General features: G+C 60.9%; 12 protein-coding genes. 5 read left to right on the plus strand and 7 right to left on the minus strand.

Features of this window, described 5'->3' with window-relative positions:
- Positions 1–12 precede the first annotated feature (12 nt).
- The 3 genes from FAA86_RS01330 to FAA86_RS01340 all read left to right on the plus strand — a co-directional run bounded on the left by FAA86_RS01330 (position 13) and on the right by FAA86_RS01340 (position 4398).
- Positions 13–1590, plus strand: a complete 1578-nt coding sequence (locus tag FAA86_RS01330) for a Re/Si-specific NAD(P)(+) transhydrogenase subunit alpha (RefSeq protein ID WP_377343770.1) — start codon at positions 13–15, stop codon at positions 1588–1590.
- A gap of 19 nt (positions 1591–1609) precedes the next feature.
- Positions 1610–3112, plus strand: a complete 1503-nt coding sequence (locus tag FAA86_RS01335) for an NAD(P)(+) transhydrogenase (Re/Si-specific) subunit beta (protein ID WP_136538013.1) — start codon at positions 1610–1612, stop codon at positions 3110–3112.
- Between the two features lie 257 nt (positions 3113–3369).
- Entirely contained in the window at positions 3370–4398 is a 1029-nt protein-coding gene (locus tag FAA86_RS01340) for a ParA family protein (protein ID WP_136538014.1), read from the plus strand.
- A gap of 91 nt (positions 4399–4489) precedes the next feature.
- Here FAA86_RS01340 and FAA86_RS01345 read toward each other — a convergent pair whose 3' ends face one another.
- The gene (locus FAA86_RS01345; protein ID WP_136538015.1) at positions 4490–5332 is read right to left on the minus strand and encodes a fumarylacetoacetate hydrolase family protein; all 843 of its coding nucleotides are present in this window, start codon (positions 5330–5332) and stop codon (positions 4490–4492) included.
- Between the two features lie 97 nt (positions 5333–5429).
- Complete coding sequence (locus FAA86_RS01350; protein WP_136538016.1) at positions 5430–6158, minus strand: SDR family oxidoreductase; 729 nt, start codon at positions 6156–6158, stop codon at positions 5430–5432.
- Between the two features lie 136 nt (positions 6159–6294).
- Here FAA86_RS01350 and FAA86_RS01355 point away from each other — a divergent pair, with 136 nt between their 5' ends.
- Positions 6295–7095, plus strand: coding sequence for an IclR family transcriptional regulator (locus FAA86_RS01355; protein WP_136538017.1), 801 nt, complete (start codon positions 6295–6297; stop codon positions 7093–7095).
- Positions 7096–7123: 28 nt separating this feature from the next.
- Positions 7124–7963 (plus strand): amidohydrolase family protein, encoded by an 840-nt coding sequence (locus tag FAA86_RS01360; protein ID WP_136538018.1) that lies wholly within the window; start codon positions 7124–7126, stop codon positions 7961–7963.
- On the opposite strand, the gene FAA86_RS01365 is transcribed toward FAA86_RS01360, so the two are convergent.
- From FAA86_RS01365 to FAA86_RS01385, 5 genes are all read right to left on the minus strand, one after another.
- On the minus strand, positions 7960–8640 hold the full coding sequence (locus FAA86_RS01365; RefSeq protein WP_136538019.1) for a TetR/AcrR family transcriptional regulator: 681 nt from the start codon (positions 8638–8640) through the stop codon (positions 7960–7962). The two genes, FAA86_RS01360 and FAA86_RS01365, sit on opposite strands and share 4 nt — an antisense overlap.
- The gene (locus tag FAA86_RS01370; RefSeq protein ID WP_136538020.1) at positions 8637–10313 is read right to left on the minus strand and encodes an amidohydrolase; all 1677 of its coding nucleotides are present in this window, start codon (positions 10311–10313) and stop codon (positions 8637–8639) included. Before FAA86_RS01370 ends, FAA86_RS01365 begins: the two co-directional genes overlap by 4 nt.
- A 15-nt stretch (positions 10314–10328) precedes the next feature.
- Positions 10329–11999 carry an amidohydrolase gene (locus FAA86_RS01375; protein ID WP_136538021.1) on the minus strand — a complete coding sequence of 557 codons (1671 nt, stop codon included), beginning with the start codon at positions 11997–11999 and terminating at the stop codon, positions 10329–10331.
- 17 nt (positions 12000–12016) lie between these two features.
- Positions 12017–13198, minus strand: a complete 1182-nt coding sequence (locus FAA86_RS01380) for a serine hydrolase domain-containing protein (RefSeq protein ID WP_136538022.1) — start codon at positions 13196–13198, stop codon at positions 12017–12019.
- Between the two features lie 71 nt (positions 13199–13269).
- The gene (locus FAA86_RS01385) at positions 13270–14304 is read right to left on the minus strand and encodes an ABC transporter substrate-binding protein (protein ID WP_136538326.1); all 1035 of its coding nucleotides are present in this window, start codon (positions 14302–14304) and stop codon (positions 13270–13272) included.
- Between the last annotated feature and the right edge of the window lie 6 nt (positions 14305–14310).

The raw sequence follows: 14310 nt of genomic DNA on the forward strand, positions 1-14310 counted from the left end.
GGAGTTTGGGAGATGGGATTGAAGATCGGATCGCCAAGGGAGATTTATGCCGGCGAGGCTCGCGTCGCGATGACGCCTGATAGCGCCACCCAGTTGCAGAAACTCGGCTATGAATGCGTGATCGAAAGCGGCGCCGGCAAGGCTGCGGGACTTTCTGACGACGCCTATCGCGCCGCCGGTGTGACAGTGGTGGAAACAGCCGCGGCGCTCTATGAAACGGCCGATATCATCGCCAAGGTGCGTCCGCCCGAGACATCCGAAGTCGATCGCCTCGGCCCCGGCAAGACGCTGATCTCCTTCTTCTATCCGGCCCAGAATACCGCTCTGCTCGAACAGGCGAAGGGCAAGGGTGCGACCGTCGTTGCCATGGACATGGTGCCACGCATTTCGCGCGCCCAGAAGATGGATGCGCTGTCCTCCATGGCCAACATCGCCGGTTATCGTGCGGTCATTGAGGCCGGCAACAATTTCGGCCGCTTCTTCACCGGTCAGGTGACGGCTGCCGGCAAGGTGCCGCCGGCCAAGGTGCTGGTCATCGGTGCGGGTGTCGCCGGTCTTGCCGCCATCGGTACGGCCACCTCGCTCGGCGCCATCACCTATGCCTTTGACGTACGCCCTGAAGTGGCTGAACAGATCGAGAGCATGGGCGCGCAGTTCGTGTTCCTGGAGTTTGAACCGACGCAGGACGGTGCCGCGACCGGCGGTTATGCCGCTCCGTCGTCGCCCGAGTTCCGCGAGAAGCAGCTTGCCAAGTTCCGCGAACTGGCGCCTGAGATCGACATCGTCATCACCACGGCACTGATCCCGGGCCGTGATGCGCCGAAGCTCTGGCTCGCCGACATGGTGGCCGCGATGAAGTCGGGCTCTGTCGTGGTCGACCTTGCGGCCGAGCGGGGTGGGAACTGCGATCTGACCGTCGCCGACCAGAAGATTGTCTCCGACAATGGTGTGACTATCGTCGGCTACACCGACTTCCCGAGCCGCATGGCCGCACAGTCCTCGACGCTCTATGCCACCAATATTCGTCACATGATGACCGATCTGACACCGTCCAAGGACGGTGTGGTCGTGCACAACATGGAAGACGATGTCATCCGGGGTGCCACTGTCACCAAGGATGGTGAGATCACCTATCCGCCACCGCCGCCGAAGATCCAGGCCATTGCCGCTGCCAAGCCAAAGGAGAAGGTGAAAGAGCTGACGCCTGAGGAAAAACGTGCCCAGGAAATCGCCGCCTTCAAGACGCAGACCCGCAATCAGGTCGCGATGCTTGCCGGTGGTGGTGCGCTTATCCTGCTTGCCGGCCTTTATGCGCCTGCCAGTTTCATGAGCCATTTCATCGTCTTCGTGCTCGCCTGCTTCGTCGGTTTCCAGGTCATCTGGAATGTCAGCCATTCGCTGCACACGCCGTTGATGGCAATCACCAATGCCATCTCCTCGATCATCATTCTGGGCGCCCTGATGCAGATCGGATCGGGCAACTTCCTGGTGGTCATCCTCGCCGCACTGTCGGTCCTGATGGCCGGCATCAACATCTTCGGGGGCTTCATGGTCACCCGGCGCATGCTCGCCATGTTCCAGAAGTCTTGAGTCAGGGGAGGGGATAGAAATGGAATATGGATTCACCACAGCGGCATATGTCGTCGCAGCCGTTCTCTTCATCCTGTCGCTCGGCGGCCTGTCGGGTCAGGAGAGCGCCAAGCGCGCCGTCTGGTATGGCATCGTCGGCATGGGCCTTGCGGTACTCGCGACTCTGTACGGCCCTGGTGCCGGCAACTGGTTCGTCTCGATCGTGATGATCGCCATTGGCGGCGCGATTGGCTGGGTGGTCGCTCAGCGCGTGCAGATGACGGAAATGCCGCAGCTGGTTGCTGCCATGCACTCGCTCGTCGGTCTCGCCGCTGTCTTCATCGGTTTCAATGCCGAAATCGAGATGTGGCGAATTGCCAGCACGATTACGGATGCGGGCATCGCCTTTTGTGATCCGGCCGTCAATGCGGTCGCTTGCGCCATCCAGGCCGGCCACACCGACCTTTTCAAGGATTTCACCGGTTTTGCGCTGAAGATCGCGGAGAAAACCGGGCCGGAGATTGCCGTCCTGAAGATCGAAGTCTTCCTCGGCGTCTTCATTGGCGCGGTTACCTTCACCGGCTCTGTCGTCGCCTATGGCAAGCTTGCCGGCAAGGTCGATGGCAAGGCCAAGAAGCTGCCGGGCGGCCACATGCTGAATGCCGGCGCGGCGATTGCCTCGCTGATCCTGCTGGTCCTCTATTTCAACGGCGCCGGCAGCTGGACGCTGATCCTGATGACGCTTCTGGCGCTCTTCATCGGTTACCACCTGATCATGGGCATCGGCGGCGCCGACATGCCGGTCGTTGTCTCGATGCTCAACAGCTATTCGGGCTGGGCGGCTGCGGCCATCGGCTTCTCGCTGTCGAACGATCTCCTGATCGTCGTCGGCGCTCTGGTCGGCTCCTCGGGTGCGATCCTGTCCTACATCATGTGCAAGGCGATGAACCGCAGCTTCATCTCGGTCATCCTCGGCGGCTTCGGCGGCACGACCGGACCGCAGATGGAAGTGACCGGCGAACAGATCGCCATCGATGGCGATGGCGTTGCCAATGCGCTGAACGATGCAGACAGCGTCATCATCGTGCCGGGCTACGGCATGGCTGTCGCGCAGGCACAGCAGTCGGTGTCTGAGCTCACCCGCAAGCTACGTGCCGCCGGCAAGACGGTGCGTTTCGCGATCCATCCGGTCGCCGGTCGTCTGCCGGGCCACATGAACGTGCTGCTGGCCGAAGCGAAAGTGCCCTATGACATCGTTCTGGAAATGGACGAGATCAACGAGGACTTCCCCGAGACGGATGTCGTCATCGTCATCGGCTCGAATGACATCGTCAATCCTGCTGCCCAGGAAGACCCGAACTCGCCGATCGCCGGCATGCCGGTCTTGGAAGTCTGGAAGGCGAAGCAGGTCTTCGTCTCCAAGCGCGGCCAGGGCACCGGCTATTCCGGCATCGAGAACCCGCTGTTCTACAAGGAGAATACGCGGATGTTCTACGGCGACGCGAAGAAGTCGATCGACAGCATCCTGCCACTGATCAAGTAAGGCGGGTGCCGCACTTATGAATAAGGAAGCCGGGTGGTCACGCCCGGCTTTTTTGTTGATGTTGACGGGCGTGAACCTCAAGTTCCCTCAGGTAGAGGGAAGCGCCTGCAATGCACACTAGACTATTTGGGTACGATACGGTGCCGGTAGAGGGAGAGTGGTGTCCATGGAGCCCATGTAGACGTCTCTTTCTGCCATTGACGTGTCCTTCATGGACGTATATATGTCTCCTTAGGACTTAGATATGGGGTCAAAACATGACAGTGAACTCTACAATTTTCTGGAACAACAAAGGTGGTACAGGTAAAACCAGCCTAGCGTTTCAGGCCATCACCACCTTTGCGCATTTGAATCAGTCCAAAAGGATACTTGTAATTGACGTATGCCCTCAAGCCAATTTATCTGAGTTGTTGCTCGGTGGCTTGGAGGGGAACGGAAGTGACAATCTTCTAAAGGTCCAGGGACGTACTCCACGGGCAACGGTGGGAGGATACTTTCAGTCAAGGCTGCCGTCGCCTTACAGCTTTGGTTCCATCCCTGTTGGTGATTATTTAGTTGTTCCTTCGCAATACAATTCTTTGATTCCTGGAAATATCGTTCTTCTTGCGGGCGACCCCTTACTTGAGTTGCAAGCAAACTCAATGTCTACGCTTGCAAACAATCAAATACCGGGCACTGATACGTGGGTTAAGATAGTTAGTTGGTTAAAAGATTTCATTTCGGAAACCAAGAGTGCCTACGACTACATCTTCACTGATGCTAATCCTAGTTTTTCAATATATACCCAAGTGGCTATGGCTGCAGCAAATCGAGTAGTTTTACCCGTAATGGCGGATGACTCCTCTCGACGTGCAATCCAAAATGCTTTTTCTCTGATATATGGTCTGAAGCTTCCGTCCGAAATCTATGCTCAGCATATGTTTGCGACTCGGATGGATCAAGGTAGACTTCCGTTGCCCAAGGCACATCTCGTCGTCAAAAACAGAATCACCCAATATATGGGTAGTGCATCTGGTTATCGTGCGATTTTGGATAGTATAGATCGGGACATCGATTCAATTATTCGGGAAAATCCGGATCTGATTACATTTGGTTCATTAGACGAAGGTGTTTTGGAAATTCGTGATTTTCAAACAACGGGGGTGGTTGCGTTCGCGCGAGGTACCCCCTTCTTCGCCTTGAAGCCCGGGAAAAGGTCAGTGGGAGGGAGGAGGGTGGCGATCGATGGCAATCAGATCCGTGATCGGAACATTGAGATTGTAAAACTGGCGATGCTGCTGAAATAAGATAATTCGATTGAATTGCCAGCAGTTCCGCCGCTCTTTTGTATGTGTGCGGCGGAACTCCATATGCTGCTACTGCTGTAAATAACTGATCTCAGACATCCGCCTTGAAGGTCTGCTTCTGCGTGCCGAGACCCTCGATGCCGAGCTCGACGACATCGCCGGCCTTGAGGAACTGCGGCGGCTTCATGCCGAGGCCTACGCCCGGAGGCGTGCCGGTGGAGATTATGTCGCCGGGATGCAGGCTCATGAACTGGCTAAGATAGGACACAACGTGGGCGACGCCGTAGACCATGGTCTTCGACGAGCCGTCCTGCATCATCTTGCCGTTGACCAAGAGCCACATCTTCAGATCATGCGGATTGGAAATCTCGTCCTTGGTGACGAGCCAGGGGCCGATCGGGCCGAAGGTGTCGCAGGACTTGCCCTTGGTCCACTGGCCTGCGCGCTCCGTCTGGAAGGCGCGTTCGGAGACGTCGTGGGAGACGCAGTAGCCGGCAACATAATCCATGGCATCCGCTTCCGAGACATATTTTGCAGTCTTCCCAATGACGACGCCGAGTTCCACTTCCCAGTCTGTCTTTTCCGAGCCGCGTGGGATCAGCACGTCGTCGTTCGGGCCGCAGATCGCCGACGTCGCCTTCATGAAGATGACAGGTTCCGGCGGCACGGCAGCACCGGTTTCGGCGGCATGGTCCGAGTAGTTGAGGCCGATGCAGATGAACTTGCCGGTGCCGGCAACGCAGGCGCCGATGCGGTCAACGGCGATTTCCGGCAGCGAGGCCGGATCGATGGCGGCGATCTTCGCCAGGCCTTCCGGGGAGATCGCTGCACCGCCGATGTCGGCGACATGGCCCGAGAGGTCACGAACCTTGCCGTCCTCGTCGAGGATCGCAGGCTTTTCCTGGCCGAGCGGGCCGACACGCATGAGTTTCATGGTCTTCTTCCTTCCTGAAGGTCGCGGCTGAACCGCTCTGTGTATTCCTGCTCGCAATGCCGGATGGAAAAGTGATTCACACTTCTCCTCGCACTGCTCAAATCGTCCAGCCGCCGTCGATGGCGAAGGCCTGGCCCGAGGTGTAAGTGGCGCCTGCGATATAGACGGCAAGGTCGGCGATCTCTTCCGGCGTGCCAAGCCGACCCATGGGCTGGCGGGCGATGAAGGCTGCGCGGGCAGCCTCATAGTCCCCTTGAGCGCGCATGCGGTCCTGCAGGGAAGGGCTTTCGACGGTGCCAGGGCAGATCGCGTTGCAGCGAATGCCTTGCGTCACGTAATCGGCTGCGACCGACTTGGTCAGCCCGATCACCGCGGCCTTGGTAACCGTGTAGGCGAAGCGGTTCGGGACGCCTTTGATCGAGCTTGCGACCGAGGCCATGTTGATGATCGACCCCTCGCCGCGCTCCAGCATGGCCGGTAGGACCGCGCGAATGGTGCGGATCATGGCACGCACATTGAGATCGAAGGCGAAGTCGAGATCCGTGTCGGCCATGTCCAGGACCGTGCCGCCATGCACAACGCCGGCGCAGTTGAAGAGCACGTCGAAGGGGCCGGTCTCGGCGACCACCGCCTTGACGGCTTCGTCGTTCAGGACATCGAGCCTGCGTGTCGTAATTCCAGCCTCGCCATCCAGCGTCGCCAAGGCATCCTCGTTGATGTCGGTCGCCACGACCGTTGCACCGGCGCGGGCAAAGGCGAGCGCGCTGGCGCGACCGATGCCCTGGCCGGCTGCCGTCACCAACACATGCTTGTTCTTAAGGTTCATGCTCTTGGCTCCTCCAGCCGATCCCTCGCCATTCGACCCTTGCATATTCCCGCGGTCGATGCGAGCATCATTCATATGCAAAACATTTATTCATCAACGTCAAGGTCGGTCCTCGGGCTTCAAGGAGAGAAATTAAGTGAATGACCTCGACCAGGAGCGTTATCGGGCGCCAGCGCTCGACAAGGGGCTCGATATCATCGAGCTTCTGGCAGGCGTGGATGGAGGCTTGAGCCAGGCCGAGATCGCCAAGAAGCTCGATCGCAGCCCGAACGAATTCTACCGGATGCTCGACCGGCTGGTGAAACGCGGCTATGTCGCGCGGCTGGAGGGGGACCGCTACGTGCTGACGCTGAAGCTCTTTGGTCTCGCACAGCTGCATGCCCCGACACGTCGGCTTGCCTCACTCGCCATGCCGCTGATGCGGGAACTGGCCGAGATCACCCAGCAGGAAAACCACATCGTCGTCTACGATCGCGGCCATCCTGTCGTCATCGCCCAGCTGGAGGCGCCGGGCTATTGGGGCATCTCGATCCGGGTCGGCTCGCGCATGGGGCTGTTCGACACTGGTTCCGGCCATGTGCTGCTTGCCTTCCGCAGTCCGGAGGTGCGGGCGATGATGGTCGCCGAACATGTCGCGAGCGGCGGGCCGGACGGACGGATGACCGAGGATTTCGTTGATCGGCTCGAGCAGATCCGGGCGCGCGGCTACGAGATGATGCCGAGCGCGCAGACGGCCGGTGTCATTAACCTCTCGGCCCCGATCGTCAGTGCCGATGGCGAGGCCTTGGGCGCGCTCACGGTGCCCTATATCACCCTCATCAACACGCCTGAGGCGCCCGACATCGCCCGAACGATTGAAGCGCTGACGGAGACAGCGCGGCAAATCTCCGCGTTAGCGGGTGCCGGTCTCGGAGCGGATGCGATCGAGACGAATTAAGATTCCAAGGCCTTGGGAGGGGCCGCACATGATCATCGATACCCACCTGCACCTGATCTATCGAGACCGGCTCGCTTATCCCTGGCTGAAGGACGTCCCGGCCCTCGATGCCGATTTCAGCTGGGAGACCTACTCACGGGAGGCCCGGCGGCTGGGGATCTCGTCCGTGCTGCATATGGAGGTGGATGTCGCGCCCGAGGACATTCCCTCGGAAACCGCGATGGTTCAGGAACTATCGCGAATGCCGGATAACCTGATCCGCGGGGTCATCGCCTCGTGCCGGCCGGAAGATCCTGGTTTTGCCGCCTATCTCGAGACCCAGCTTGCCAATCCCTTCGTCAAGGGATTCCGCCGCGTGCTGCATGTGGTGCCCGATGATGTGTCCGAGGGGGCTCTGTTTCGGGAGAATGTAAAGCGGCTCTCCGGCACGGGGCTCACCTTCGATCTCTGCATGCTGCCGCATCAGGTCGACAAGGCCAAGGCGCTTGTTGACCTCGCGCCTGAGGTCACCTTCATCCTCGACCATTGTGGGGTGCCCGACATCAAGGGACATGGCTATGACACCTGGAAGACAGGGATCGCCGACATTGCCAAGCGCGATAATGTCCGCGTCAAGATCTCCGGCATCCCGGCCTATGGCGATCTGGAGAACTGGACGCTGGAAGATCTGAAACCCTATTTCGATCACACCATCAGTACCTTCGGTTTCGATCGCGCGATCTGGGGTTCGGACTGGCCGGTCTGCACCCTGGGCGGCGGGCTCTCCACCTGGGTCGCGACCACGCAGGCCCTGCTGCATGGCTGCACGAAGGAAGAGAAGGACAAACTCTTCTCCGGCAATGCGCTTGGGATCTGGAAGCTCGCTTAGCTTGCCTTGCCGTGCTCTGCCATGAGCCTGCGGAAATAGCCGCGCATGGCGATGATCAAGGCCTCGATGTCGTCATTGGAGGCCGAGAGGTCCTGCAGCGCGTAGCTTTGCAGGATGATGCCGTCGATCCCGATCAGCATCTGGCGGGCGACGGCGCGACCGATCCGGCGAAGCTCTTCGTCTGTGTCGTCCTCGAAGACGAGATGGCCGTAGAAATCGATATAGGCATTGTACTGGCGGGCTGCGAGCCATTCGGAGCCCTTGGTGCGCAGGGCATAGAGCGTCAGCTCCGTCTGGGCGATCTGCTTGTCGCGGGTGCGCTGGATGTAGCGCCAGCTCGCCCGGATCAGCGCTTCGACCCGGTCTTCCGGTTCCTCCGGCAAGGCCACATCATGGCGATAAGCGACCTCCATGTCGGCGATCAGATCTTCTAGCACGGCCAGCAGCAGGCTTTCCTTGCTGTCGAAATAGTAGTGGAGCGTCGCGAGTTTGACGCCCGCCGAGGCGGCAATCCGCCGGGTTGTCAGCGCCTCCATGCCCCCTTCTTCCAGAGCTTCGCGCGCGCCCTTGATGATGCGCACACGCGTTTCGAGGCCTTTGCGCGTAGCACCTGCGGGACGTCCGCGAGAGCTTGCGGTTGCCGGTTTGCTGGTCGGCGAGGGCGCTGCTTCCGTCATCGCCCCCCTCTGGCATCAAACGTGACGCGGCCGTCGCAAATGGTGAGCACGGGAGAGAGCGTGGCAATGGCCTCGGGGGCGGTCGCTTCGACATCGCCTGATAGCACCACCACGTCGGCGTAGTAGCCGGGTTTCAGGACGCCCTTGCGGTCTTCCATATATTCGACCCAGGCGCTGGTGCGGGTATAGGCGGCCAGTGTCTCGTGCAGGGTAAGGCGGTGGTCCGGCATGTCGTCGGCCCAGGGTTTGCGCGTGAGGGCGTCGCCGATGCAGCTCAGCGGCGGCAGCGGCGAGACCGGCCAGTCGGTGGCGAATACGATCTTTGCGCCGGCATCGACCAGCGTCTTCCAGGCGAAGGCGTAGGGCCAGCGCTCGCGGCCGATATAGGTCAGGTAAGGCTCAAGCGGCAGGCCAGCCGAACCCGGCGGATGCGTCGGCTGCATGGACGCGACGGTGCCGGTTTCGGCAAAGCGGGGGATGTCGTCGGGGTGAACCACCTCAATATGTTCGATGCGGTTGCGCATGTCCCTTTTGCCGTTGGCTTTGATCGCGGCTTCGTAGCCGTCGAGCACCATGCGGACCGCGCCGTCGCCGATCGCATGCACGGCAACCGGCAGGCCGAGGCGATTGGCTTCCGTCGCGACTGCGTTGAAGGCGGCGCCAGAGAATAATGGCTCACCCTGCCAGCCGGGCTTGTGAGCATAGTCATCGACGAAGACGGCGGTTTCGCCCTCGGTCACGCCATCCATAAACAGCTTGACGAAGTTGCAGCGAAGCTTGTCGGTGTCGAAGCGCGCTTTCCAGGCGGCGGCTTTCTCCTCCAAGTCGGAGAGCGGCATGAAGTTCTTCATGTGATAGGGCATGCGTACCCTGACCGGCATTCCCTCGGTCTTCTCGATCTCGTCCAGCATTTCGAGCTGGTAGAGATTGCCATCCATGTTCTGGAACGAGGTGATGCCGAGCGAGGCACAATAGGCGAGGCCCTTTTTCAGCACAGCGATGTCGCCGGCGCGCTCTTCCGGAGTAACGTGCACGGGGTCGCCGCCAGTGCCGACACCAAGCCCTTCGCGGCCGCCGGTCACGCTCATCGACGCGACAGGACGCATGGCATTGCTTTCGCGCAGCTCGCCATTGGCGAGGCCGTCCTCGCCCATGACGATCTCGTTGCCGATCCCGACATCGCGGCCCTGCAGGATGCCCGCCTTTTCGAGTGCGATCGTGTTGGCCCAGGCGGTGTGCCGGTCTGGGGCGACCATCATGAAGGGACGATCTGCGATGATGCGGTCGAGATGGTGGCGGGTGACGCGCTCGGTCTCGGACAGAATGGTATAATCTGCCGTCTGGGCGACGAGCAGCGGCAGATGCAGGTTGGCCGCCGCATAGTCGCGCACGGCCTTTGACAATGCGTCAAAGCCCTTCACGCCGAAAAGCGAGAGTTCACCCAGCGCAACCGAACCGCCGAAGATGTGCATATGCGCTTCGTTGAAACCCGGAAGCACCGTTGCACCGTTTGCATCAACGATGCGGGTGGCCGGTCCGGCTTGCGCCAGGATCTCGTCATCGCTGCCCACGGCCATGATGCGATTGCCGGTGAGCGCGATGGCTTCGGCGCGCGGATGCGCGTCATCCATGGTGAGGATGCGGGCATTGTGGATGATGATGTCAGCGCTCATGGCACATGTCTCTCTTCAGGCCTGGAAGGTGATGCGGCCGTCGCAGATCGTGACGGCGGGGCGGACGGTGTCCATGATCTCTTCGGGCGCGACGGCTTCGATGTCCTTGGTGAGGATGACGACGTCGGCGAGATAGCCTGGCTTCAGCATGCCCTTGCGGTCTTCCATGAATTCCACCCAAGCACCGATCGCGGTATAGGCTTCGAGCGCTTCCATCAGCGAGAAGCGCTGGTCCTTCAGCCCATCCTTCCAGGGCTTGCGGGTCAGAGCATCCTGGATGCATTGGAACGGCGAGACCGGCGAAACTGGCCAGTCTGAGGCGAAGACGACCGGCGCGCCGGCTTCTTTCATGGTGCGCCAGGCATAGGCGTAACCCCAGCGGTCCTCGCCGATCTTTGCCGTCGTCGCTTCCGCCGGGAAGCAGGTGCCGCCGGGATAGTGAACCGGCTGCATGGAGGCGACAACGCCCAGTTGGGCAAAGCGCGGGATGTCGTCCGGATGGATGATCTCGATATGCTCGATGCGGTGGCGGTTGTCGCGCTTGCCGTTCGCCTTCACCGCCGCCTCGTAGCCGTCGAGCGTCTGGCGGATCGCGGCACTGCCGATGGCGTGAACCGCGACCTGCAGACCGAGCGCATCGGCCTTGGTGGCGATCGCATCGAAGGTTTCGGGCGTGAAGAGCGGCTCATAGGTGTAGCCCGGCCGGTCGCCGTAGCCGTCGAGCATATAGGCCGTCTGGCTGTCCAGCACCCCGTCCATGAAGACCTTGACGAAATCGCCGCGCAGCATGTCGGTGGCGAATTCCTTCTTCCAGGCTGCCGCCTTGTCGAGGTCCTCCAGCGCCATGAAGTTCTTCATGTGATAGGGAATGCGGATGCGGCAGGAGAGCTCGCCCGAAAGCTCGAGATCGCGCATCAGGCGCAGCTGATAGTGGTTGCCATCAAAATTCTGGATCGAGGTGACACCCCAGGAGGCGCAGTAGTCGAGGCCGGCCTTCAGGATGGCACGGTCGAGGGCGAACTGTTCCGGCGTGACATTTTCCGGGTCCATGCCGGTGACCATGCCGAGCTCTTCGCGGCCGCCGGTGGAGGCGAGCGCCGAGACCGGGCCGAAGGCATTGCCTTCGCGCAGCTCGCCATTGGCAAGGCCATCGGGTCCCATGACGATCTCGTTGCCGATGCCGACATCCTTGCCCTGCAAGATGCCTGCCTTTTCCAGTGCTGCCGTGTTCGCCCAGGCGGTGTGATGATCGGGCGCGAACATCATGAACGGCCGATCGGGCAAGATCGCATCGAGGTGATGGCGGGTGCAGGGTTCGGTGAGCGAGATGATCGAATAGTCGGCGGAGAAACCCATCAGCAGCGGCTCGTCGGGGTTCTTCGCCGCATAGTCGAGGATGGCGGCCTTCAATGGCTCGAAGCCCTGGATGCCGTGCAGGTTCAGCTGGCGCAGCGACACGGAGCCGGGGAAGATGTGCATATGGGCTTCGTTGAAGCCCGGCATGACGGTCGCGCCCTGGGCGTCGATCCGCTGAGTTTTCGGACCGGCCAGCGACTCGATCTCGGATCGCGTGCCGACGGCGAGGATCCGGTTGCCGGCAAGCGCGACGGCTTCGGCGCGGGGGGCTGCCGGATCCATGGTGAGGACCGGGCCGTTGGTGATGATGATGTCTGCAGTCGTTGCCATGACGGGATCCTTTGGTGTCATGCGGTCCAGGCGCTGAGCGCGCGGAAGAAGGCGAAGTTGTCGTGTTTCAGCTCGTCATCCAGCGGGTTGGGCTGGGAGGAGAGCTTGACGATCACGGTTTCGGTGGAGGGATCGACATAGAGCCACTGACCGTGGATGCCGATGGCGCAGAAGGCTCCATCAGGCTCACCCGACTGGTACCATTGGCTGCGATAGCGGCCCTTGGGAAAGAAGTTGGATTTGCCGTCGACCCAGGCCTGGTGGTCGCCAGCCGTCAGCATGTCGGCGATCCAGGCTTCCGGAATGATACGGCGGTCCTCGACCTTGCCGCCCATGCGCAGCATTTCGCCGACGCGGGCAAGGTCGCGGGCGGTGACCGAGATGCCGCCGGCGGCACGCGCCGTGCCTTCCGCATCGACCGTCACGCTCGCATGGTTCTTGGCGCCGAGCGGCTGCCACAGACGTTTCGACAAGACATCGGCGTAACGTTCGCCGGTTGCGCGCTCGATCAGGATGCCGAGAAGGTCAGAATTCGGAGAAGCATAGAAATGCGCGCCGCCATGCGGATGGGCGTCTTTCTTCAGCGTCAGCAGGAAGGCGAGCAAGGTTTCGTCCGGCTGAGCCGGATCGGCAGGGTTCCACAAGGTGGCGCGGCGATAGCGGGCATAGGCACCATCGGTGTTCAGATAGGCTTCGTCGAAGGCGAGGCTGACGCGCATGTCGAGCACGTCGCGGATGGTGCAGTCGCCATAGGCGGAGCCGGCGGCTTCCGGCAGCAGGTCGGTGACCGGGGCATCCGGGTCGATCAGGCCATCGGCTTCCAATGTGGCGATGACGAGGGCGGTCAGGGATTTGCTGATCGAGAAGATGATGTGGCGCTGGTTGACGCCGGCATGGGGCGCATAATGTTCGGCGACGATCCGGCCCGCCTTCATCAGCACGAAGGCGTCGGTATGGGCATAATCGAGGTAGGCGCCGACATCGGGCTGTCCGGCCAACCCCTCCGGCAGGTGCTGAGTGAGCAGCGGCGATCGCAGAGGCGCTCCTTCGCTCACCTCGGCCATGGCGGCGATGCTGGCACTCGGGACAATCTCCTCGGCGTGGCCAAAGCTGAAAGGGCTGAAAGGGGCCGTGCGCCAGTTGGCCAGCGTCACATCCCGCCTTTCAAAACCGAAGGCTTCGGCAAACTGCGTCGTCATCAGGGTATGCTCCTCCTGCGGGAGGGCGGTGTCGCCCTCCCGTGTCGGTCTCATCTGTTGTTGGTTCGGTCTTACTTCTGCACTTCGGTCCAGATGCGGGTGTAAAGCTGCTGCACGTCCGGTTCGCAGCTCAGCAGGAACTCGCCGGCGCTCTCCAGTTCTGCCGGGATCACCAGTTCCGGTGCGCCCTGCATTTCCTTGTCCATGAACTGTTCAGAACCCTTGATGCCGTTGGCATACTTGGCGAAGTTCGACAGCATGGCAGCGTTTTCCGGGGCCATGATGAAGTTCATGAAGGCCTTGGCATTGTCGACGTTCTTGGCGTCCTTGAGGATGACGACGCTGTCCATGAAGACCGGGTAGCCTTCCTTCGGATAGCCGAACTTGACCTCGGGGTTCTGCAGGCGCGAGCGCATGATGGCGCCGTTCCAGTAGTAGACGCCAGCGTAGTCACCTGTCGGCAGCTTGTCGGTGACGCTGTAGTCCATGGCGAGCCACTTGGTCTTCGCCTCGACCAGCTTGTCGCGCACCTTCTTCAGCACTTCCTTGTCGGTCGTGCACCAGTCGCCGCCGAAATACTTGATCGTGGCGAAGAGCACGTCGTTCATTTCGGGCGTCACGTTCAGCTTGCCGACCAGCTCTTCCGGCGGATCGAGGAAGATCGCCGAGGTGTTGATATCGCCATTGTAGAACTTGGTGTTGACGCCGATGCCGGTCACGCCCCACTGCCACGGAACCGAGTAGCGGCGGCCCGGATCCCACTCGACGTCCGCCCAGCGCGGATCGACGTTCTTGAAGTTTTCCATCTGGTCCGGACGTGCTTCGAGCAGCAGGCCTTCATTGATCCAGATCGGCATGTAGTTGGCTGAGGGCACGACGATGTCGAATCCGTGGCCACCGGCGCGAACCTTGGCGAGTGCGGTGTCGTTGGAGTCGTAGTCGGTGATGGTCACCTTGACGTCGAACTGCTCCTCGAACTTCTTGATCAGTTCCGGGCTCGTATAGTCGCCCCAGTTGTAGATGTTGAGTTCACCGGCGGCAGAGGCTGCGCCCGCGAAACCCAGCACCGAGATCGCGGCGATTGCCGTGGTCGTCATCCATTTCATGGTCAT

This window comes from Rhizobium rosettiformans W3, from assembly GCF_004912135.1.
GTDB classification, from domain to species: domain Bacteria; phylum Pseudomonadota; class Alphaproteobacteria; order Rhizobiales; family Rhizobiaceae; genus Allorhizobium; species Allorhizobium rosettiformans.

Bases quoted from the DNA above. Each gene is read 5' to 3' on its own strand.
- FAA86_RS01330 (WP_377343770.1), top strand. From the start codon at position 13: ATGGGATTGAAGATCGGATCGCCAAGGGAGATTTATGCCGGCGAGGCT.
- FAA86_RS01335 (WP_136538013.1), top strand. From the start codon at position 1,610: ATGGAATATGGATTCACCACAGCGGCATATGTCGTCGCAGCCGTTCTC.
- FAA86_RS01340 (WP_136538014.1), top strand. From the start codon at position 3,370: ATGACAGTGAACTCTACAATTTTCTGGAACAACAAAGGTGGTACAGGT.
- FAA86_RS01345 (WP_136538015.1), bottom strand. From the start codon at position 5,332: ATGAAACTCATGCGTGTCGGCCCGCTCGGCCAGGAAAAGCCTGCGATC.
- FAA86_RS01350 (WP_136538016.1), bottom strand. From the start codon at position 6,158: ATGAACCTTAAGAACAAGCATGTGTTGGTGACGGCAGCCGGCCAGGGC.
- FAA86_RS01360 (WP_136538018.1), top strand. From the start codon at position 7,124: ATGATCATCGATACCCACCTGCACCTGATCTATCGAGACCGGCTCGCT.
- FAA86_RS01365 (WP_136538019.1), bottom strand. From the start codon at position 8,640: ATGACGGAAGCAGCGCCCTCGCCGACCAGCAAACCGGCAACCGCAAGC.
- FAA86_RS01370 (WP_136538020.1), bottom strand. From the start codon at position 10,313: ATGAGCGCTGACATCATCATCCACAATGCCCGCATCCTCACCATGGAT.
- FAA86_RS01375 (WP_136538021.1), bottom strand. From the start codon at position 11,999: ATGGCAACGACTGCAGACATCATCATCACCAACGGCCCGGTCCTCACC.
- FAA86_RS01380 (WP_136538022.1), bottom strand. From the start codon at position 13,198: ATGACGACGCAGTTTGCCGAAGCCTTCGGTTTTGAAAGGCGGGATGTG.
- FAA86_RS01385 (WP_136538326.1), bottom strand. From the start codon at position 14,304: ATGAAATGGATGACGACCACGGCAATCGCCGCGATCTCGGTGCTGGGT.